The sequence below is a fragment of the Lentzea sp. NPDC102401 genome (assembly GCF_044765805.1).
Lineage (GTDB): Bacteria > Actinomycetota > Actinomycetes > Mycobacteriales > Pseudonocardiaceae > Lentzea > Lentzea sokolovensis.
The window spans coordinates 37,795-59,226 of record NZ_JBIWKS010000025.1 but is presented as its reverse complement, the minus strand read 5'-3'; the positions used below and the strand labels follow the sequence as shown (position 1 = coordinate 59,226).

The 21,432-nt window shown below is 64.2% G+C and carries 15 protein-coding genes and 4 pseudogenes; 8 read left to right on the top strand and 11 right to left on the bottom strand.

The window, feature by feature from the left end; translation table 11 throughout:
• The first annotated feature begins 690 nt into the window (after positions 1 to 690).
• Both ACIRG5_RS47300 and ACIRG5_RS47295 read left to right on the top strand, forming a co-directional pair.
• On the top strand, positions 691 to 912 hold the full coding sequence (locus ACIRG5_RS47300) for a multicopper oxidase domain-containing protein (protein WP_402918000.1): 222 nt from the start codon (positions 691 to 693) through the stop codon (positions 910 to 912).
• Between the two features lie 123 nt (positions 913 to 1,035).
• Positions 1,036 to 1,859 (top strand): annotated as a pseudogene (locus ACIRG5_RS47295) (multicopper oxidase family protein).
• Positions 1,860 to 2,100: 241 nt separating this feature from the next.
• On the opposite strand, the gene ACIRG5_RS47290 reads toward ACIRG5_RS47295, so the two are convergent.
• Complete coding sequence (locus tag ACIRG5_RS47290) at positions 2,101 to 2,832, bottom strand: esterase/lipase family protein (RefSeq protein WP_402917983.1); 732 nt, start codon at positions 2,830 to 2,832, stop codon at positions 2,101 to 2,103.
• A gap of 183 nt (positions 2,833 to 3,015) precedes the next feature.
• On the opposite strand from ACIRG5_RS47290, the gene ACIRG5_RS47285 reads away from it, so the two are divergent.
• Entirely contained in the window at positions 3,016 to 4,152 is a 1,137-nt protein-coding gene (locus ACIRG5_RS47285) for a hypothetical protein (protein WP_402917980.1), read from the top strand.
• A gap of 15 nt (positions 4,153 to 4,167) precedes the next feature.
• On the opposite strand, the gene ACIRG5_RS47280 is transcribed toward ACIRG5_RS47285, so the two are convergent.
• Positions 4,168 to 4,695 carry a hypothetical protein gene (locus ACIRG5_RS47280; RefSeq protein WP_402918005.1) on the bottom strand — a complete coding sequence of 176 codons (528 nt, stop codon included), beginning with the start codon at positions 4,693 to 4,695 and terminating at the stop codon, positions 4,168 to 4,170.
• Positions 4,696 to 4,737: 42 nt separating this feature from the next.
• Positions 4,738 to 4,899, bottom strand: a pseudogene (locus ACIRG5_RS47275) (DeoR family transcriptional regulator); the annotation flags it as partial.
• 185 nt (positions 4,900 to 5,084) lie between these two features.
• Between ACIRG5_RS47275 and ACIRG5_RS47270 the strand changes: the two are divergent.
• On the top strand, positions 5,085 to 5,846 hold the full coding sequence (locus ACIRG5_RS47270; protein ID WP_402917977.1) for a DeoR family transcriptional regulator: 762 nt from the start codon (positions 5,085 to 5,087) through the stop codon (positions 5,844 to 5,846).
• A 6-nt stretch (positions 5,847 to 5,852) separates the two neighbouring features.
• Here ACIRG5_RS47270 and ACIRG5_RS47265 read toward each other — a convergent pair whose 3' ends face one another.
• Positions 5,853 to 6,689: a hypothetical protein gene (locus ACIRG5_RS47265; RefSeq protein WP_402917974.1), complete on the bottom strand. Its 837-nt coding sequence runs from the start codon at positions 6,687 to 6,689 to the stop codon at positions 5,853 to 5,855.
• 19 nt (positions 6,690 to 6,708) lie between these two features.
• Positions 6,709 to 7,620 (bottom strand): PucR family transcriptional regulator, encoded by a 912-nt coding sequence (locus tag ACIRG5_RS47260; protein WP_402917971.1) that lies wholly within the window; start codon positions 7,618 to 7,620, stop codon positions 6,709 to 6,711.
• A 707-nt stretch (positions 7,621 to 8,327) separates the two neighbouring features.
• Between ACIRG5_RS47260 and ACIRG5_RS47255 the strand changes: the two genes are divergently transcribed.
• Complete coding sequence (locus ACIRG5_RS47255) at positions 8,328 to 9,095, top strand: IclR family transcriptional regulator (RefSeq protein ID WP_402917968.1); 768 nt, start codon at positions 8,328 to 8,330, stop codon at positions 9,093 to 9,095.
• Between the two features lie 231 nt (positions 9,096 to 9,326).
• On the opposite strand, the gene ACIRG5_RS47250 is transcribed toward ACIRG5_RS47255, so the two are convergent.
• The 6 genes and pseudogenes from ACIRG5_RS47250 to ACIRG5_RS47225 all read right to left on the bottom strand — a co-directional run bounded on the left by ACIRG5_RS47250 (position 9,327) and on the right by ACIRG5_RS47225 (position 16,434).
• Positions 9,327 to 9,608, bottom strand: a complete 282-nt coding sequence (locus tag ACIRG5_RS47250) for a hypothetical protein (protein ID WP_402918002.1) — start codon at positions 9,606 to 9,608, stop codon at positions 9,327 to 9,329.
• Positions 9,512 to 10,140 (bottom strand): annotated as a pseudogene (locus tag ACIRG5_RS47245) (IS110 family transposase). Before ACIRG5_RS47245 ends, ACIRG5_RS47250 begins: the two are co-directional and overlap by 97 nt.
• 416 nt (positions 10,141 to 10,556) lie before the next feature.
• Positions 10,557 to 12,617 carry a putative bifunctional diguanylate cyclase/phosphodiesterase gene (locus tag ACIRG5_RS47240; RefSeq protein ID WP_402917966.1) on the bottom strand — a complete coding sequence of 687 codons (2,061 nt, stop codon included), beginning with the start codon at positions 12,615 to 12,617 and terminating at the stop codon, positions 10,557 to 10,559.
• Positions 12,618 to 13,302: 685 nt separating this feature from the next.
• On the bottom strand, positions 13,303 to 13,527 hold the full coding sequence (locus tag ACIRG5_RS47235; RefSeq protein WP_402917964.1) for a hypothetical protein: 225 nt from the start codon (positions 13,525 to 13,527) through the stop codon (positions 13,303 to 13,305).
• Between the two features lie 9 nt (positions 13,528 to 13,536).
• Positions 13,537 to 14,314: pseudogene (locus tag ACIRG5_RS47230) on the bottom strand (transposase family protein).
• Positions 14,315 to 15,153: 839 nt separating this feature from the next.
• Complete coding sequence (locus tag ACIRG5_RS47225) at positions 15,154 to 16,434, bottom strand: PP2C family protein-serine/threonine phosphatase (protein ID WP_402917961.1); 1,281 nt, start codon at positions 16,432 to 16,434, stop codon at positions 15,154 to 15,156.
• A gap of 1,128 nt (positions 16,435 to 17,562) precedes the next feature.
• Here ACIRG5_RS47225 and ACIRG5_RS47220 point away from each other — a divergent pair.
• From ACIRG5_RS47220 to ACIRG5_RS47210, 3 genes are all read left to right on the top strand, one after another.
• Entirely contained in the window at positions 17,563 to 18,432 is an 870-nt protein-coding gene (locus ACIRG5_RS47220) for an SAM-dependent methyltransferase (protein ID WP_402917958.1), read from the top strand.
• Positions 18,433 to 18,542: 110 nt separating this feature from the next.
• On the top strand, positions 18,543 to 20,522 hold the full coding sequence (locus ACIRG5_RS47215) for a putative bifunctional diguanylate cyclase/phosphodiesterase (protein ID WP_402917955.1): 1,980 nt from the start codon (positions 18,543 to 18,545) through the stop codon (positions 20,520 to 20,522).
• A 569-nt stretch (positions 20,523 to 21,091) separates the two neighbouring features.
• Positions 21,092 to 21,391 (top strand): hypothetical protein, encoded by a 300-nt coding sequence (locus ACIRG5_RS47210; RefSeq protein WP_402917953.1) that lies wholly within the window; start codon positions 21,092 to 21,094, stop codon positions 21,389 to 21,391.
• The last annotated feature ends 41 nt before the right edge of the window (positions 21,392 to 21,432 follow it).

The following is a 21,432-nucleotide window of genomic DNA, read 5'->3' as shown; positions in this document are numbered from 1 at the left end:
CGCCTGCGCAGCACGAAAGACAGCCCGGGGTCACACTCAGGGCAGCCAAAGAAGAAGGAAGGTCAGCAGGCGGCAGTGACTAAAGCGCGCCAGCCCGCGAGTCGCTGAGAAAGCGATCCGACGACGAAGATGATCGTCGCGTTCGATCTGTGATGCGGCTCCGCAGCACACGTCAACAAGTCGAGCTGTCCCACAAGATTTTCCCGGTTCTTCAGATGAACTTCTCCGAATAGAACCGCAAAAAAAATAGAACTTGAAGCAATTCAAGAGCTTGCACTGAGATTGTTTTGCGATGCTAAGGCAAGCAACCAGTTCTGCGTCCGGCACGACTCTCCCAGCCGGACGTACCACGTCCCGGCCGCGCGGTGACTCGCTGGTAATGGCGAGCGTTCCGCGAGTCGCGGCGACCAGGACGTGGTGGAGTCCTTGGCACTGGAACGATCGACATGGATCGGCCGATCGTTCCAACGCCAAGAACTCCATTAATCTTGATGACGTAGATTCAGTTGATGTGAACCATCGCTCGAATCTGTTTGCGCCCGAAGGGGAATGGCGATGCTCAACAGGCGGAGCGCACTGATGGCGGGCGGACTCGCAGCCGGAGTGCTCGGCGCGCCAAAGGTGCTGGAGCCCACCGTGCGTGTGCACACATCATGATGCACACACCAGCGCAACCGCTGTTCGCCGGTTCTGGGTTTCGGCGGGCAGTTCATCGGTCCGACCATCAAGGCCACGACCGGGCGTCGAACCGTAATCCGCTTTCACAACAAGTTGAACGAAGGCGCCAACGTGCACTTGCACGAAGGCCACACCCCGCCCGAACACGACGGTCACCCGAAGGACATCATCGAGCCCGGCCGATCGCGTCGGTACTCCTCCCCGAACGCACAGCAAGGCGCGACACTCTGGTAACACGACCACAGCCACCACACCAAAGCAGCACATGTCTACTTGGGACTTCACGGTGCCTACATCCTGGAAGACGACTCCGAACGGGAGCTCGGTCTGCCACAGGGCGCCTACGAAATCCCGATCATGCTGCGCGACATGCGCTTCGACGACAACGGCAACATCGTGGTCTTCGACGACCCGTCCAAGCGCACCACGCTGCTGGCCAACGGCGTTCCCCAGCCGTACTTCGAGGTCGCGGCCCGCAAGTACCGTCTCCGTCTGATCAACACCGCCAACCAGCGCGTGTTCAAGCTGAAGCTGGCCGACGCCGAGTTCACTCGCATCGGCTCGGACGGCGGCCTTCTTCCTGTGTCGGTGGAGGAAGAAGAGATAGTGCTCTCCTCGGGAGAACGGGCCGACGTCGTGGTCGACTTCTCGCGCTACCGGCTCCGTTCCCCACTCGTACTCGCCGACGTTGATGCCGGCGAGATCCTTCGCTTCGAGGTCGTACGCCGCGCGACAGACCAGAGTCGCGTGCCGGCTGAACTTCGCCCGATGCCGGCACAGCCATCGTCGACCGTCGACCGCGTAGTCGACCTGGCGTTCCTGTTCAAGCCCAACGACCGCCCCGACGGGACGATCAACGGCAAGGTCTTCGACATGGAGCGCGTCGACTTCACCGTCAAGCGCGGCGCCACCGAGACGTGGCTGATCAAGAGTTCCGACCTGGCCGGCGTCAAACACAACTTCCACCTGCACCTCGTGCAGTTCGAGGTGCTCGAACGCACCGGCGGTCCTCCCCTGCCGAGCGATCGCCGTCTCACGGACACACCGTGAGGATCACGGCAGGCGAAACGATCAAGGTTAAGGCGACGTTCACCGGCTACACCGGCCGGTACGTCTACCACTGTCACTTCCTCGAACACTCATGGATCGGGATGATGGCGCAGATGGAGATCGTGTCCTGAGTGTGCGGACCCGCCCGGATTCCTACATGCTCGGATGGATTTTCCCCGTGCTGAAACCGATAATGAACGAGCGCCCTGCACGGCTCTCCCAGCCGGGGCGTCCTCCTGGTCGCTCAGCGTCTTGCCTGGTAACACTTTGGTGAGCGTTCCGCGAGACGCAGCGGCCAGGGCGTGATGGAGTCCCCGGTGCCACGAATGTCGGCTGCGGCAAATCCGACAGGCACCGGGGACTCCGCTCTCACTACAACGCGAAACAGTTCAACTGCACAGGCTTACCGAGCAATGCGTCTTGCACGCCGTCGTAGACAGTCCCGTCGAAGGCCATGCCCACGTGCGCAACCGTCCGCAATGGACATTGCGACTGCACCAGCACGTTGGTTGCGCCGTCGTTCATGCGAGCGTTGTCGACAGGACGTACCAGCTCATCGAGCACCGTGTAGAGGTTCGTGTACCGAACCGATCCGATGGTGTCCGGTCCGGCGTTGAGATCGTTGAGAAAGCTGGACCCGACCTTCATCTGCTGGCACGCAACGATCCGCAGGCAGTTCCCGCCTCCGAAGAAGTTCGCGATGGTGGCCACGATCGTTCCGTAGTTGGGGGCGGCGAGGTTGACCAAGGCGCTGACCTCGGCCGCGCCGCCTGATCTGATGTACTGGCGAGCGACGAGCCCGCCCTGGGAGTGCGCGACCAGCGCGACGGACGAAGCCCCGGTCCTCGCACGGAAGTCGTCGGAGAACCGATCGAGGTCGCGGGCGCTGGTGCGTATGTCGGCAGTGCCCAAAGCGGTGAGCTGGAAGATCCCCACGCTGTACCCGTCGGCGCGCAGGCGCTTGGCGAGCGGCTCGTAGAAGAACGCCGGACCGAACGTGCCTGCCACAACGATGACCGCCCGCGGCGGCGAAGTGGTCACCGCGTTGGCTGCAACGGGGAAAACGAACAACAGAAGAACTACAACGACGAAGCGTCGAATCACTGAGGGCCTCCTTGCCCGAGCGATGACAGCGACTTGCTTCGGTGAGCGCGGCACCCAGAGTGACCGGAGCGAGCACGCGCTGCAGCAGCTGTGCCGCCCAGTGGAACAACAGGTGAAAGCCCGGTTTCGGCGCCATGGCCGACATGCTGTTGCGGACGGACTCCTATTGATCAACAATGGGTCGTGTTCGACAGCGACTTTGCCGACGACCCAGCGATCACGGAGCTGCGGCAGCTAATGGCGGCCTGCCAGTTTGTCGAGGTGGTGGGCAGAACCGCCGATCTCGGCCCCGAACCGGCGATCGCAACGGATCGCGCGCGGTGGCGGATGCTCCTCTTGCTCCGGCTGGCGGCATTGGTGGTGCTCATGCGCTATCCGGAGGCCGAGGTCACCTGTCGACAAGCCCTCAGGTCGGCGGAAGCAGACGGAGATCTCCCCGCTCGCGCCAGGATTCTCGGATACGGGCTCACCACTGCCTACTTCCTCGGACGCATCGAGGAAGCGGTAACTCTGCTCGACGAGGTGCTCGCCGCCGCGGAGGAAATGCCGCAGGGCCCTGGACGCATGTCGACTCTGACCGCCGCGGCGATCGGAGCCGGGATGATCGGCCTGACCGATCTGAGCGACGAACTGCTCAGCCAGCTCGTCGATCAGGTGCTCGCAGCGCCTCATGGAGTGATCCCCGCAGGCGTCGTCATGTTCGTGCACGCATTGCTGACCACACGACGTTGTCAGCTCGCCCTGGAACTGGAGCAGCGAGGGCAGGCGAAGTACACCGATCTATATCGCAGCGTCCTCACTTTGGCGAGCGACATCGGCGTCGACGTCCTGGACGGGGCCGTGATCAACAGCTCCCTGGCAGACCGGCCGGCGAACCTGTACCTCGCCCACCTGTGCTTCGCCAAGATCACCATCGGCGAGGGAGCCGAGATCGAGGAAATGGTGCGGTCCGCGACGGCCGGCGCCACCACGGCGACGTTCGACTCGGTGAGCGCCACCACGGAGATCATGTGGGGCTTGAGTCAGCTGCGCGTCGACCTGCAAGGCGACGAGATCGATCTCGCCCACTGCGACGCATTGGCCAGACATCTGATCGGGCTGGCGGATCAAACACGCACCCCCGTCTTGCAAGCAGAGACCGCGCGCGTCTTCCTCGAGGTCGCACTCCGAAACGGTGACTCCGTGCTCCGCGCAGCAGCAAGAGAACGTTACGAAGCAGCTCTCGAGCAGCTGGACTGGATGACGAGGCTGGAACGTGCCCAGTTCACTGGCTTGAGATCGCAGACGATGAGAGCCATCGTCCGTGACTTCCTCGGATGAACCGATCCCACTGCGTCAGGACGTGATGAAGAGCCTCAAACCGTTGGCGCGCAACGATCCAACCAGCTCATCCGGTAGCCGCTCGCTGGTGATGCACGCGTCGACGAGATCCAACGAGCTGATCAGGTGACTCTCTGATGATGGCGCGGCACTGCCGGGCATGACCACCGCGACAACACGACAGCCTGACAGCGTGGCACGCCGGCCGGCGGATGCGGCGAGTTCGGTCCGAGCCTGAACACCGTCAGCGGTGATACCGGAACATCCGATCAGAGCCAGCTCGACGCTGATGTGGTGATCTCGCTCGGGTATCACCGTCATCGAGGGGCTCAAGAGACCAGGCGGCACGATCACGGTGAACCGGTCCTCCTGCCCGCGGAACAACGCGGTCAAGGACAACGACTCCGTGTGCACCGTGACGTTGGACAGATCCCGCCTGCTGATCAGAGCGCTCACAACGGAGCGCGTGCCGGGGCCCACGGCGACGCTGTCGCCGCTGCGCACAAAGGCCGCGGCCATGGCACCAGCCGCGGGGTCGGCCACGTCCTCTGGGACCTCGTGGCGATGGGGGGCCGTCGACGCGACCTTCGCCCCGCCGCGTACCCGATGCACCTCACCGCTGTCTTCGAGCCAGCGCAGGTCGTGACGGATGGTGACTTCTGAAACTCCGAGAAGTTGCGTGAGATGACGTACCTGTACGAATCCCTGTCGCCGAACGAGGTCGACGATGTGGTGACGACGCTCCATGCTGCTCGCCACGACAGGATCACGGCTGGTCTCCACCGTCGCCGCTGAGGTTCCTCTGCCAGTACCCATGTGTGCGCATCGCCAGTCGACATCGTTTCGGAAGTGGCAAAGTTGAAAGTAGAACAGATATCATGCGTTCACAAGCTCCGCTGACCGTAGGAATCGGCTGCCAGGAGGAGGGCGCGGTGTCGGACAAGGAGTCATCCGACCGCGACCAGCGCCAGCGACGCATGGCTCAGATGGTCGCCGACGCCTCCTACGTGGGAGTCAAGGAGCTCATCCGCGAATTGAGGGTCTCCAGGGGAACTGTCCAGGCCGATCTGCGCGATCTCGAAGCAGCAGGTCAGGTACGGCGAGTCTGGGGCGGCGCGCAGCCAGCCACCAAGACCGCGCCCAGAACGGCCGATCCCGTGTCCGCTGGTCCCGTCGCGGTGGCAGCCGCTCTCGTGAGGTCGCAGGACGCGATTCTCCTCGCGTGTGGTGACCTGTCCGATGCGCTCGCTGCCTCACTGGTCGAGCGGTCTGACATCGCTTCTCTCCGAGTGCTGACCGGCGATGTTCGAGCGTGTGCTCGCTTCGCCGAAGACCCCGTCCGGTTCAGCGTCCTGGTGACGGGCGGAACGTTGCGCGGCACCGTGCTGGTGTCGGATGACATCGCGCCGCAACACGACGAGCCTGTCGACATCGCCTTTCTCCCCTGTCATCGGATCAGCGCCGGCGGTCAGGTTTTTCTGACTGAGGAGCAATCCGCAATCGCCGCGTCGTCGGTAGCGGTCGCAGCTCGCCGTCGAGTGTTGGTGTCCGATGTGGACGTGTTCGCTGCTTCCGGTGGCAAGAAATGGCTTTCCTTGAGCGAGTTCGACGCGGTGATCACCGGCGCCGTGCGGGATCGCTCGCTCCTCGCGGGTCTTCGCTCGGCAGGTGCTCAGATCCTCGTCAGCGACTGACGAGGATCAGCCCGCCAGGAATTCGGCGGTACGCAGCCGTGCCGACCATTCATAGGCGCTCCACCGACGTCTCCACTGCCGGTCGTGCTCCGCGGCGTTGTCCTTATCTCCCAGTTCTCTTGTCGTGCAGGCAACCAACCGGTTCAGCTCGATACTCAGCAGGGCAAGGCCCGCGTTGTCGGTCGAGCGATAGGCGCCAAGGGCGAGTCTGAGCGCGCCGGCGACACTCCCCTCCACCGCAGCGGCCTGGGCGAGCGCTATCAGCATCAGGCACCGCGCTTGTTCGCCGGCTCGCGAGAACACGTCGGACCTGGGTGGGCACTGCCGCAGTGGGGTCCTGGCCGACGTGCCGAGCAAGGCCGATGCCAACATCTCGAATGCAACCCCGGTGCAGCGCCACACTTCTTCGGAAGACCGCTCGACCATTGTCCGCCCGAGCAGAGCAGCTCGGCGGAACTGCGACACAGCTTCATCCTCGTGTTCGAGGTAGATGTACGAGAGACCGAGCTCCACTCTGAGCCGTTCGTACGCAGACAGCTCACGCAAGGTCCAGGTGTGCGACCCGAGCCGATCCCGTTCATCGGCAATGCGGCCGAGCCACGTCTCCGAGACGCCATGCATGCCGAGATCCATGCTCAAGACGGCGAAGTCGCACGTGGCTGTCAGCGTTGAGTCGTCCGGCTTCCTCATCAGGTCGCCCAAGTCACGCGTGATCAGCTTCATCTCACGCAGCGCTTCGTTCGGTCGCCGGTCGGCGAGGAGGACCGCGGCGTGGACAACCCCGATGTGCACGGCTTCACCGGTCAGACCGCATGCACGCGCCTGCTGTGCTATCTCGGCCAAGACAATGGGCGAAGGTCTCTCAGCAATCGATTTCGACTGACATCTTGGTTGCATTTCGACCATTCGCAAGCACGTGTGAGTCAAGCGGCGATTTTTTCTTTCGAAGGTCTTCTTGAACGGCGACGACCGCCAGGCCGGTTCGCAGCATCATCAAGTCCCTGGAGCTCACCGGATTCCATCCGGTGAGCTCGGCGATCCTGGTCAGTCGATAGTCGAGCGTGCTGCGATGCAACGACAGACGCCGTGCAGCCTCGTTGCGATTGCCGTTCGTGTGAAACAGCACTTTGAGCGTCGCGACCAACGTCTGGTGATTCAGGACCCGCGCCATCGCCGGCGCCAGCATGCGAGCAGCATCGACGTCCTGCACCGCGAGCAACTCCAGCAGGACGTCGCCCCGTTCGTAGACTCCGGGTGGACAACCGAGTGCCCTGACGACCACCGCAATCCGGTGCGCCAAGTCCGTCGCACCTGCGGGCGAACCCGGCCAGTCGGAAGGCGCCACACCCGCCCAGCAGTCCGCCGCGGGCGGGAAACACGCGGCCAGGATTCGTCTCGCGTCCGCGGGCCCCGTGGCGACGAGCAGCCGGCCCGACCTCCCGGTGCCGAGATGCAGGAGCCTTCCTCCAGCAGCAGAAACAAGTTCCCACTTGGACACACAGGCCGGCACAGGGGTCACATCCGCGAAGGTGGCTCTGAACGTCGTCCCCGACGTTATGGCCGCGCGCTCGTGGAAACCGATGAAGAAGCTTTGCAGGACGCGTCCCACGACGGTGTCGATCGCATCCTCGTCGGCCGGATGACAGGTGCCCAACAGCCGGATCAACGCTAGCCGTAACGGCCGGACCACCTCCTGCACGGCGTGTCCGTCCTCACTCCACGAGGAGCCGGCGTCCCGCGCGATGATCGCCGCATCGCGACCGGGTACGGACATGCCGCCCCGCACCTCGGCCCGCAACCCGACACCAATGCGCTCCGCCCAGTTCTCGAACTCCGCTGGAACACGGTCGGCAGATCGCAAAAGCCCAGATCGCCGTTCATGACTCTGTCCTTGCCCTGACATGGCCAACCTGCCTTCAAAGACCAACGATGCTCTGACACTGCCCGTCGCGTCGGCCGCAGATTGTGGTCGTCGAACCATCCGAGAATCACTGGTTGTTCCACGTGGCGGAACAAGAAGGCGAGATCGGGTTGGCCGGATTCCGGACCTCAAGCGGATTGCACTGCCGGGAATCGCGCCCTGACCTGGCACTTCAGACGCACGGGCCAAACGAGATGACTTTCGAAATCGGTCGAGGAACCATGCAGCCGGCAAAGTGATTGCCCCTGCAAGCAATCGGGTGGCCGCGCGACTCCGACGTCGAGAACACCTGTTCCCTTGCGCTGCAACGAGTTTCGCCACTTTCGCGCTTCCTCTGCCCCCACCGGGGAGATGGCTTCCGACCGCATGAAACCGCGCGATCAGGCTTGAGTTCCTCCGAAATGAGATGGCTCAGCACGGCGAGCGAAAGGCATCCCACCTGCACTCTTGACGAATCCGAAAGATCAGAACTACAGTTCCGGCGACGGTCACCCCTGCGGCCGTCGCGCCTTCCTTCGTGTCAGAAGCAGGCGACATTTCGTTCCGCGTGGAGGTCAGCGATGACGCGCCAGTTGATCAACGAGTCCGCGCCGGCGAGCGAGCACGTGCTGGAGCGAGCGTTCAAGCTGTTGACCGCATTGGTTGTGGCAGAGCGTCCAATGTCCCTCACCTCGTTGAGCATCAGGTCGAACCTTCCGAAGACGACGGTGCTGCGCTTGGCTCGCACGCTGGTGACGCTGGGGGCATTGGAACGGCAGGTGAACGGCGACTACGCCATCGGGCTGCGGTTACTCGAGCTCGCCACGCTCGCACCTCGCGGGCACGGGGTCAGGGCGCTGGCCTTGCCACAGATGGAAGAGCTGCGCTCCGCAACCAGACAGCAAGTGGTTCTCGCAGTCATCGACGGCACTGAGGCAGTGCTCGTCGAGCGACTGTCTCCTCAGGTGAACGCCCGCTCTCAGTATCGCGTCGGCGGGCGAATACCCCTGCATGCGACCGCTCTCGGCCAGTGCCTGCTGGCACACTCCCCTGCTGCGTTGCAAAACCAGATCCTCGACGGAGACCTGTCGGTGAGCCCGGAGAGCATCGTGATCGCACCGGCGGAACTCCGTGCCCGGCTCGCAGCAGTCCGCAGGTCCGCCACCGCTGTGGTGACCAGAACAGCACCCTCGCCCTGCATGACTGTTGCCGGCCCTGTGTTCGGCCGAAACAGGCAGATTGTCGCTTCGCTGGGCGTCGTCACTTCACTGGAGGCGTTCAACCTCAAAGCGTTGCGAAACCTGGTGAACACGGCCTGCAGGAAAGTCTCGGAAGCAAACTCATCCTGATGACCGCCTCCACGCGTTCGGATGGGGATGCTCTCCCATCCGAACGCCAGCATGGACCTCGCCGTGATTCTAGCGGTGGGTGTGCAGGAACTGTTCGATGATCTGATCCGGCCGGCGCCTCGACGCTGCGCATCGAGGCGCCGGCCGGATCGCCAACCGTCGACATCGCGATACCGCCCGTGGCCTGGCCGGGATCGCCTGACCAGTCACACCGCCGACTGCGCCGCCGATCTATGTGGGCAGATTCCGCATCCGCTCGATGGCAGCGCGGCTCAATGCTCTGCCCGACGCGGCGGAGATGGCTTCGAACAGCCCTGCGGCCGCGGCATGGCGGCCGAACCGCCCGTTGATGAGGTATTCGGTGAGCGCTCCGATGACGGCGCCACCGGCGGCCTCGCTGGCCGGCCGGGCCACGCTCAGCGGCGTCCCAGCCTTGAGCAGCAACGCGAGCACGCCGATCCGGACGGCCAGGCCGCAGGTGACACCGATCGGTGAGGCCAGCCACGGCGACATTCCCGCGAGGCGAGGCGACGACCGTGCTTGCTGCGGTCGCCGTCGGCCACCGCGAGCATGTTGATGGCGTTCAGTCGCGACACGTACTGCACGACAGCCAGGCCGCGGTCGTGGTCGTGGCGACGGGCGGTAAGCATGCGCAGCTCGACAACCAGCTCCTGATCGGCACGCACCACGGCCAGGTCACGGTGCATGCGGGCTTGGTCGGCGATGACGTAAGCGTCCTTGGCATCGGTCTTGCCCGCACCTCGGTATGTACTTGCAGCCCGATTCACCCTCATGCCGGGCAGGTACACGACACGCTGACCATGGCCAGCAGTAACGCGACCAGCAGAGCCGCCTCACTGCTGTGCAGATCAATGGCCCACACCAGTTCCTTGGCCAACGCACCGATTTCCCTGATGAGCACCAGCAGAGCGGACTCGTCGTGGACCACACGCCGCGAGAACACCCTGCCGCCGGCAGCGTCCACCACCGCCGCGTGATGATGCTGCTTGCCGATGTCCACTCCCGCCCATGCCGGTCCAACCATGTCTCCTCACACCCGATGTCCAGTCCCGAGAGAGCCTCGCAGGCAGGTCCCTATCCAGCCACAACAACGCAGCTCTCAATCAGCAGCCGAGTCACCCTTGAGGGCCAGACGGCCAGTCATAGGGAGCCACCTGCGCAGACAATTGATAGCCACATCTGGCTCTCCTGGGACATCCGGGCCACTACAAGACCCAGACGACATCAAGACATGGACCACTGATCAGTTAGTACTTTACTCGTCTATGCTTCGGCGCGGACCATCGCGCGGAGACTGACGTCCGGTCCGCGGTTTCCAGAATAGTTCGAACGTGTAACGATCTGACGAAGATCTGCAGCGGACTCACGGAGTACTGCGGCCCAGATGTGTCCGTGCGTTTCGGCGACTTCTCCTTACCGGGCAAGGGCGTTGGTCGGCGCTCAGAGGATCGCACGGCCTCCTCGGGCCACCGGTGGCTGCTCGTCCCAGTAACCCGCCGACTCGGGTTTGCCGAACAGGTACCCCTGAGCGAAGCCGCAGCCGGCACGTCGGAGCCACTCGGCCTGCTCCTCCGTCTCGATCCCCTCGGCCACGGTCTGTGCGCCCAGCACCTCGGCGAGATCGATCACGCAACGGATGACGCTCCCGGTGCGGCGGTCGTCGATGTCGCGGATGAACGAACTATCGATCTTGACGATGTCGAACGGGTAGCGCCGCAGGTAGCTGAGCGACGAATAGCCGGTGCCGAAGTCGTCGAGCGCCACTCGAACCCCAAGATCCCGAACAGCCGCCAGGCCGCGCATCGCCCCCTCGTCTGCCCAGACCGACTCCGTCACCTCGATGGTCAGGTGTCCCGGCGGCAGAGCCGTCGCGTCGAGCACCCGGTTGAGCGCGGGCAGAAACACCGGCGCGGACAGCTGCCGGGTCGACACGTTGACCGTGACGCCCAGGGCGTGCCCTTGTGCGAGCCATCGGACGGCCTGCCGACATCCGGTGTCGAGCACGTGCTCACCCAGAGGCACGATCAGTCCGGTCTCCTCGGCCAGTCCGATGAACTCGCTGGGACCGATCAGCCCTCTGCCTGGGCGTTGCCACCGCACCAGGGCCTCGGCGCCGGTCACCGCCGACGTCGAGAGTTCAACGATCGGCTGGTAGTGCACCACGAGCTGCCCGTTTTCCACCGCGGTGCGCAGATCGGCCCGGTCGCGTTGACGGGCAAGCAAGTGATCTCCCATCGCGGGACGGAACAGTCGCATCCGCCCGCCACCCTCGCGCTTCGCCGCGTACATCGCCGTATCGGCGTCGCGCAGCAGTTGCGCCGTTTCGGTACCTGAGGACGAAACAGCGACGCCGACGCTGGCCCGGATAAGCTCCGTCGTGCTGGCAAGCTCCGCCAGCAGCCGCACGGCCAACCGGCTGGCTTCGAGAGAGTTATGTCCGGGTGCCAGGACAGCAAACTCGTCACCGCCCAGTCGCCCCGCGATCACCGGCAGCCCGATCGCGTCGGTGATGCACCGGGCAGCGGACCTGAGATAATCGTCTCCTGCCTCGTGTCCGTCCGCGTCGTTGATCTCCTTGAACTGGTCCAAGTCGATGACCAGTAACCCTACCGGTCCGTTCTCGAGAGCCGATGTCAGAAGCTGCATGAACTGCGCGCGGCTGACGAGGCCTGTCAGGGCGTCTCGCTCGGCCATGTCGCGCAGCGTGTCCTCCAACTGCCGTCGTCTGCTCACGTCGACTGCGGCAACCACGACTTGCACAGGACCGGAAGCACGCGTCACGGGCACCGAGTGAACAGAGATGACGCCGACATCGCTGACGGCCACCTCTACCGGATCCGGTCCAGAAGCACGACATCCAGCGTCGCAGCGAATTATGTCCGGCTCATGCGCACACGGCACTGTCCGGTCAGTTTTTCTGTTGTCGTTCCACCCGAACATCACGCCCGCACGCTCGTTGTGCAGGGCCGGTCTGCCGTCAGCGTCCAGCAGTGCTAGACCGACAGGACTCGCGTGCACAAGCGCAGCGACGGTTCGATGGGCATTGTCGGCCAGTTGCGAGGCGCGGACGGTCTCGTGCAACGCGACGGAGCCGATGACCAGTCCGACAAGCGGCAACAATGTCGCGACCACCAGGTCGACGTCGACATGAGCAAGACGGCTCAGTGCGAAGCTGGCCCCAGCAAGATAGCCGAAAAGAACGACGAACGCTTTCGGAGGAAAACGCTGGCTGCCTCCCCGCAACGCCCGCCGAGTAGTAACTGCGAACAAGAACGCGATCACCGGCTGTGGCGTCATCAAGACTATCGCGGCACCCACGGCGACAAGCCCCTCGACAGCCGCGATAAGCCAACCGTCGTAGGCGGGCCGAAACCACCAGCAACACAGGACCGAAATGACCAAGCAACCGAGAAGCAGACGCGCGCCGTCCACCTCCGCCAAGACTACGAGCTGAATCACAAGGACAGCACATGCCAACCAGGCGAACGAATTGGTCAGCACTCTCACTCCACGTAATTCATCGTTTCCCGACTCCCCTCCACGACATTGCACCGCAATGTCGGATGAACACCGCGGATCACTCAAATCTCTCACTCCCGGAATTCAGATTTCCGCTGCCCGACTGGCTAACATCAGATCATCCGACAAGAAGCCTCCAAAGCAAACAACGTCTGCCGACAATTTTTGATCACGCAAAAAGAAACCTACTAAACTTCTCTCCGCCTGCGCGCCAGCCCTGTGCACCGATGCCAAACTGCAACTTTCAGAGCCTTACACGTACCCGAACGCTGACCGACCGTGATGGGACCTCATCAACGTGGCCCATCAAGCCCCTTCCCGCCAATTGCATTTGAAACCGATTGGTTCAGTAATCTGGCGATCAAGGTATCGCTGCTTGCGTACGATTTAATCCGACAACACTGGACGTCACTGGCGGGATAATGCCTTCCCGGCCGGCGTCAAACGGTTGGTTCGACAACTTCGCTGAATGACGTGGTGGCCAAAGCTGAAACCAGAGTCCGCGCGGCCCCACCGACCAATAATTCAGGCTACTTCATCCCACAGACGCCAAGGGCGAACTCGCTGCCGTGGCCGGCCGCGCCGTTGCAAACGCCTTCAAACCAATTGCAGTCAAGATCCTGCGTGGGCAGACTCGGCTCCACTATCGGGGCGAACGCACCCGTGATCACCCGGCCGGGACAGCAGCACCCAGCCGCTCAATCAGCGCGAAGATCGCAGTCACGAGCAGAGGACGCGGTGCCGGCGAGCCGAAGTAGCGCAGCACGTTCGACACGACGAACACACTTTCGGCCACCGACAGCAGGACGAGTCCGACTGTGATTGCGCGCAGTCCCCGCCACACCCTGGGCACGGCATTGCGCGCGCAGCGGCGAGCACAGAAGATCATCACTGAGCCTTTTCATCCTGTGGTGATCCCGTAGTTCTTTAGAACGTAGATGGCTTTGGCCAAGCGGCCGGCGCCGCGGGGGCAGCAGCGGAGCTTGCGAAGGATGTCCCAGTTCTTGAGCTGGGCGTTGGCGCGTTCGCCGGGTCCGCGCAGGCGGGCGTGGGCGCGGTTGGCGTCCTTCTACGACTCGGGTTTGTTGCGGCCCTTGCAGGGGTGATCACGTGACGGCCGGTCGGGTCGTAGCCGTGGTAGCCCTTGTCGTCCAAGGCGATCAGCCCGGTGTCACGCAGGGCGGCGAGGATGTTCCAGATCCGGGCGGCGGCGGTGTCATGGGTGCTGCCGGGCAGGTCGCCGGACACCCACAGCATCGAGCCGTCCAGGGAGGCGATCACTTGCAGATTCACCCGTGCGTCTTGTGCTTGCCGGAGTAAAAGGGGCGGTCGGCGGCGATCCGGTCGATCGGGATTAGCGTGCCGTCGATCACCACGTAGGCCAGGCCCCGGCGTTTCGCTTTCCGCAGCGCCTGTCGTAGCTTCGGGGATCGCTAGGCCAGCAGTTCGACGGTTTCGTTGACATAGCGCCAGCAGGTCGTGGTGGAGACCGTGAACCCGGCGCCTACCTCGGCGAACGGCTCGCCTTCGCGCAGGTACACCAGCACCAGCAGGGCCTGTTGTCCTGGGTTGAGCTTGCGCCACACCGACCCGAACCGCTTACGGTGGGCGCGGACCAGCCCGGACACGACGGTCAGGGTCTGATGTGACAACGGCAGCGCGGCACGGTAGAACGACACGTGAAGCCCCTGGGTGTAGAACGATCTTGGTCGAAAGTTCTCCTACCAGGGGCTTCGTCATGTCCGGGCGACGACACGCCAACTGTCGCCGGTTGTGATCGGCATCCCTTACGCGCCAACACATCCAGACCAGGGTGAAAAAGGCTCACTGCGAACGCGTAGAGCAAGTATCCGTTGGCCGTACCGTAGGACAGCGAGATCGTGGCGACGCCGGCTGGACCACCACCGGTGGAACTGGCACGAGTGCGGCAGCGACCCTCAGCGCCCCGGTGTGGCCAGTACCGCAATCGTCATGATGACGACGCTCGCGGTCAACGGAGCGGCATGCCTCCACGCCTTACTCGCCGCGGCACCCGGCACACCGCGCTCACCAGGAAGAAGCAGACCAGGCTGCACACACCCAGTTGCAGCAGTACGCGCTCGACGAGTTGACGCACCAGCGGATCGAACCCGAGGAAGGACTGTCCCACAGAGGAACCTCACCGAAGGGATGCCTACAGCCCAGCACGCGATCAGTGCCGTTACGCAATGCAGGCATTTGTCGTCCGGTTTGCACATCGACAACCACAAGAACAACGCCAACGCCGAGAACCACAGAACGGTCTGCGCACTTCTCAGGTATTCCACCGCTCCTCCGGTCGCCCACGAAATCGGGCAGTACATCGAGCCGGCATATACGCACGAAATGTCCGCTGCGGCACACGCCCACGCACATGGCGTGTGCTGCAGCCGCAAGGCAACCCAGCCCCTGAGGACTGAGTTCCCGTTCCGAGCCGTGATCGGCCACGCTGAGGAGGTCGCTGGTCGAGAGCCACGGTTCGCGCGGGCACTCGACCAGTTCAGGACCGCGCGGGAAGCAGCATGGCGGATGCAGTGGTGGACCATTCGAACAGTACGAGGGTGGCGTCGTCCTGTAACCGGCCGTCCTGATGGTCTAGAACGGCATGGATGATGCGACGCAGTGTTTCCGGTGGGGACAGGCCCGCAGCTTCGTGGCGTTCGGTGTGGTCGATGAGTCCACGTAGCCCGAAGAACTCGCCGCTGTCGTCGCGGGCTTCGGTGATGCCGTCGGTGTGCAGCAGGATCCGGTCGCCTGGCTGCAGCGCGACCGTCCCCAAACCGGAGATGCCGCCGAGCGGGCGGATACCCAGCGGAGGTCGTGGTCTGACCAGCGGCAGGGACACCGCGTGATGGTCGCGTAGCAGTACTGGTGGGGGGTGTCCGGCAAGCAGATAGTGCAGGCTGCCTTGGATCAGGTCGACAGTGGCGAGCAGAGCGGTGCAGAACCCGGTCAGTGGCGTGTCGGCGAGGACCTGGTCGGCTGCGTCGGCCATCTCAGCCAGGTCACCGCCGCCGCGGCGGGCGTTGCGAGTGGCGGCCAGCACGGTAGTGGTGATCAGCCCAGACTTCACGTCGTGGCCGGTGGAGTCGAAGACCGCCAGGTAGGCGTGGTGGTGGTCGTCCACGGCGTAGTCGTAGCCGTCACCGCCGACTTGGTCGAACGGCTCCATCGCCGCAGCCACGACGAGGTCGCGGCCGGCGAACGTGCGCGGTGGCAGCAACTGGCCAAGAAGTTCGCTGGCCACGCTCAACGGCCGGGTGCGGCGTACCTGGTGCAAGACGTCGCTGTACGCCCGCTTGGCCACGATCAGGTGTCCCAGCAGGCCAGCCAGGGTCCAGCACCGCGCCCGCAGCCGCGTGTCGGACGGATCGATGTCAGCGGGCAACTCCAGCCGGAGGACACCCACTCGGTCAGTGCCGTCGACCACGGGTACCCACAGCACGGAGCCACCGTCCTCCACGGGACAGGCGTTGATCAGCTGGCCGTCAGGACTGGGCCGAGCGACCTCCATCAGGTCGCTGAAGCGGAACGCCCGTCCTGCCACGGTGCCCTCCATCGACAGCGAACCAACGGCCTCATCAGCCTGCTCTGGCCCTCCGGTACGAGACCCGATCGGATGAAGAGCACGCTCGGACAGATCGGCCAGGAACAACTCCGCCCGCAGCCCGACGCGGGCACACGCGCCGTTCACCAGGTTCACCAGCTCAGAAGCGGTAACCAGGTGCGAGGCGTCGATGACCTCGCTCAACACCGCGCACCACACATCGTCCCCGGTCATCACGCGACCATAACGGCGGCGGGAACCCGCAGCCGCCGCCGGTTGGCCGCCGCTCGCAATCGTCATCGCTCCAGCGGAAGCACCACGAGCCTTCCTGCGCACCATCGCGGCACGATGTGCACATGTCGGCGGCGACGACAGCGTTCACGACGCTGCCATCCTTCTGGCTGCGCGTCGACGCCCAAGGATGAACTTATTGGGGCCTGAGGCAGGTGAAGAACGAATGTCGCCCGTGGACGTCCTAGCCGCCACGCGGTCGCTGACAAGCTCGCCGATCGCCTGACCACCTGGCGACCCTTCGCACCGACTTCTTCCCTTCGAACCCGCCACCTTCACCGACTCCGAACCAGAGTGACGGCAGGACCGGACGCGCGGAGAGCAGGGCGATAGGGTCGCCATACCGCGGAGCCGCATCCGCTGGCCCCGCGTACACTTTCGCGTCCACTGTGGACCCGATTCGCGAACTGTCCCGAGTTCGCATTTACCGCAATTGGCGGCACTTCTAGCAATCGCCGGAAATCGGGCGGATATCGCTGAACTGCAGGTTCTGCATCGTTCGTGAACGTAGTGTTGCCCGGCGAATCGCCAGGTCCGGCTGAGGTGGCGTGCCGAAAACGAGCTCGTCGTGGCGCACCTCTTGCACAGCAAGCGGAGCTTGTGGCGGCGGCCGTCGCGGCACGTTCGACGGCGCGAACCCAGTTACGCAGGGTCTCGTGGTTCACCGAACTCGCGGGCGACGTGCCGCAACGGGCGATCCGAAGACCGGGCCAACTCGACCAAGTCCCTGCGAAACTGCTCGGGAACCTTCGACGAACGTGACACCAGTACATCCTGCCCCAGACCGGTGTCTGGGATGTACGTGTCTGGCTCGCAGGGGAACCGGAAGAGCCATGGCACCAAGTCCTTTACGAACATGACCTCGGACGACTCCGCTGACGGCCCCGCCCTTCGATTTGCGAGGAGTCGATGTCCCGCGCCGGCGCGGGAAGCACTTCGTCAGCCGGGCCCCGGCGTGCTGAACGACGGTTGCACCGTCCAGATCGGCCGGACTGGACGTGAAAGCCGACGCAGGGCGACGGTGAGTCACTCGTTGCACGACGTGTCGCTTGCTGTCCGGGATAGGGTGCGATGCGACAGGGGATACGCCTTCAGATGGTGTCAGAGGACCGAAGGGGGAGTCGGGTGGTGGCGGAACGTCCGAGTTGGGCGCCTGAGGGGGTAGATGTCACTCTCCCTAGTCCGGCGCGGATGTACGATGCGTTGCTCGGCGGATGGCACAACTTCGAGGTGGACCGGAACGCTGCGAGCATGGCCGTGCGAAAGGTTCCGGACCTGCCCAAGGTAGCGCTGAGCAATCGCGCCTTCCTGCGGCGGTCGGTGAGGTTTCTCGCCGAGAACGGCATTCGGCAGTTTCTCGACATCGGATCCGGTATCCCCACCGTCGGCAACGTCCACGAGGTTGCTCTCGGGGTCGCCCCGGAGAGTCGTGTGCAGTATGTCGACATCGACGCCGTCGCTGTCGCGCACTCCAACGCCATCGTGGGTGGTGTGGGCGGGGTGGGAGCGATGGAGGGCGACCTGCGCGATCCGGAGTCCCTGTTGGCTGAACTGCGTCGCAACTCGGTGATCGACTTGTCGCGTCCTGTCGCCGTTCTCCTCGTTGCCGTGCTGCACCTCATCACCGACGACGAGAACCCGTGGGAAATTGTTCGGATTCTGCGCGACTCGATCGCCCCTGGCAGTTGTGTCGTCATCTCCCATCTTTCCAGCGCCAGTCGGCCCGACGACGCCGCGCAGCTGGGCGCTCAGGCGCGGAACGCAGCCGGGGTGGGTATTCACTTCCGGACCAGGAAGGCGGTCGAGGCGTTGTTCGACGGCTGGACTCTGGTCGCGCCTGGGTTGGTGGAGTTGCCTCAGTGGCGACCGGAGTCGGCAGAAGACGTGTACGAATTACCCGGGAAGTCGCTCGGCCTCGCCGGTGTCGGCCGCAAGTCGTAACGGATGTCGCCGTGCCCAGGGCTGACTGGATTCGACATGTGGAGTGTCGATGGGCGGCGGAGCTAGCCGAGTTCCGACCTCCGTCCACGACGAGGCGTGAGGTCGACCATGTGGTCGCAGGATTGGTACGCGACCTGTGCACTTCGGTGGATGCGGGCGTATCGCCCGAAGCCGCTGGACACGCGGTCGGCGTTAAGCTGATCTCGGACGGCTATCGTCGGCCCGAGGTGGTCGCCACCACGATCCGGTTGTTGCTAACGGGAGCGGCGGGGTGCCGCGACGGCCTGGCGGCGGCGGTTGCGGCCGGTGTGGCCGAGGGGTTTGCCACCGCCATGCGTGAGCGACTGCTGTGCGAACAGGAAATCGTCCAGCGAGCCGCCACCGCGGCGGCCGACGAAGCCGAGCGGCGCCGAAAGGCGAGTGACGCACGATTTCAGGCGGTCTTCACCGAAGCCGCGGTCGGCATCGGAATAGTTGGCCTGGACGGTGTGGTGGCCGACATGAACGCTCCGATGGCCGCCATGCTGGGGCTCACGCCCGGCCAAGCAAAGGGACGCACCATCGCAGATGTCGTCGGCCCTGAGAACCTCGGTCTCGCTTACCGCAGGTTCCAGACGTTGATGAACGGCGTGGAGTCCCGGTTTCGGCTGGAGACCAGGCATCACAAGCCCTGCGGTGGCATCACCCATCTGGACCTGTCGATGTCCGTTGTCCGCGACACTGCGGGTACGCCGCAGTTCATGATCGGTGTCGCGGTGGACGTGACCCAGCAACGCCAACTCAGGGACCGGTTGTGGCACGAGGCACGGCGTGACGCGCTGACAGGACTGCCCAACCGAACGCTTCTCACCGAGTATCTCACCAGCCATCACGCCCCTCATGTGGTCTGCTATCTCGACCTGGACGGCTTCAAGAACATCAACGACAGCCTCGGTCACAACGCCGGCGACCGCGTGCTTGAGGTCGTCGCCCAGAGGCTGAATGCCGCAATGACCGAGACCAGTGGTTTCGTTGCGAGACTAGGCGGAGACGAGTTCGTCATCGTCCACACGGTTACAACGGACCACAACACGGACCACGTTCTCGACGGGCTCATCGCTGCCGTTGAGCGGCCTATCCGCCTTGAGACGAGCGAAGTACGCGTGACGTGCAGCGTTGGAGTCGCCCACTGCGATGTCGGAGGCGGTGATCCGCAGCGCTTGTTGCAGGCCGCCGACATCACGCTGTACCGCGCCAAGACCGGTGGCAAGCAGCGCTGGGAGCGCTACGACCCGGACCACGCGACGGCGGAGGCAGCGAGACGAGGACTCGCGATGGCCTTGCCCGCCGCGCTGGCGCACCGGGAGTTCACTCTGGCCTACCAGCCGATCGTCGCCCTCGCCGATGGAACGCCAGTCGGGTTCGAGGCATTGCTGCGCTGGTCGCACCCCCGGCTGGGCCGAGTCGCGCCCGGCGAGTTCATCCCGGTCGCCGAGGAGACCGGACACATCGTCGCGCTCGGTCGATGGGTACTGCGCCAGGCCTGCAGCGACGCCGTCCGCTGGAGCCACATGCTCGACGGTCGCGGCTACGTGAGCGTGAATGTCGCGGCGGCGCAGTTGAGAGAGCCGGACTTCACCGATGACGTGCTCTCAGCGTTGCACGCCGCCGGGCTGCCCACGTCGGCCCTGCAGCTCGAACTGACCGAGTCCGCGATTGCGGGCGACACCCCGGTGGCTCGTCAGGCGTTGACCGACCTCGCGGGCGCGGGAGTGTGCCTGTCGATCGACGACTTCGGTACCGGGTACTCCAGTCTGTCGCACCTTGCCACGCTGCCCGTGCGGCAACTGAAGATCGATCGCTCGCTCATCTCTCCAGTCGGCGGCGACGAAGCTCGATCCAAGATCGTCGACGCAGTGATCTCACTCGCGCACTCACTGGACATCGCCGTGGTCGCCGAAGGCGTCGAGTCACCGGCACAAGCAGATCATCTACGCGCCGCTCACTGCGACTTTGCCCAGGGCTGGCTGTTTGGCAGGCCCGCGCCTCTTGAGGAGTTCCTGCCTGGCGGGGGAAGGACGATCACGGCGCTGGGGCCGTCGACACGATAGAACCTCCCTGCACCGAGATGGTCGGTTTGTCTGCGGTAATCGACTCCAGCATGTACGCCTCGTACATAGGACTCCACGAGGTGTACGTCCACCGCAGCCACGTCGGAAGCCGTGATCAGGTCCGGATCGACGCGAGCGTCGACCACGACACTGGTTCTGAAAACGCGGTGACTCTCGGAACCTTCAATTTCAGCGAAGTCACCTCGTGTGCGGAACCTTCGGCGAGACTGGTGTCGACGGCACGTAAAAACTGGATCTGGCTCACTTCTGGTGATTGGCGTACCCGAGGTCACCGTCGTCGTCAGATGCGGACCGCAGTGAATAGGCCTCGTTTGCGCAGAAGCGCGAGGCATGCCCGGCCGAACATCTGCTCTTGATCATCTTAAGAGTTACGTGGAATCTGGACGTGAGGATGATCCTGTCTCCTCGGTGACGACCGCGAAACCGAGGAGATGGCTTGAGCGGCACGGCGGTGCTGACGGAAAAGTGGCCAGTGCTGGCGCGGCACGAGCGGACAGCGGGTTGGTTGCTGTTACAGGTCGACCTGGGACGTGCGCCGCGAACGATTGATGCCTACGCCCGTGGGGTTGTCCGAGTGCCTGCTGACGTGCGAGCGGGAGGGCATCGAGGCGCTCACCGCGAATCGGGCCCACGTAGCAGGCTTCGTGCATGAGCTGACCGAGCGGCCCAGCCGCCGTGGCCCGAACGTGGTATCGCTCGACTCGGGTTCCGAACTGGCCAATGCCACCGTCCAGCAGCGGATCGTGCAGGTGCGGCTGTTCTACGACTTCCTGATGGAGGAGGGACTTAATGAGTCCAACCCGATCAGGCGAGGCCGCATCACGCCGGTCGCCGGCAGCCTGGCCTGATCCCTCGGTTGACCAGGTTGCTATGGATCCCTGGCGAGGCG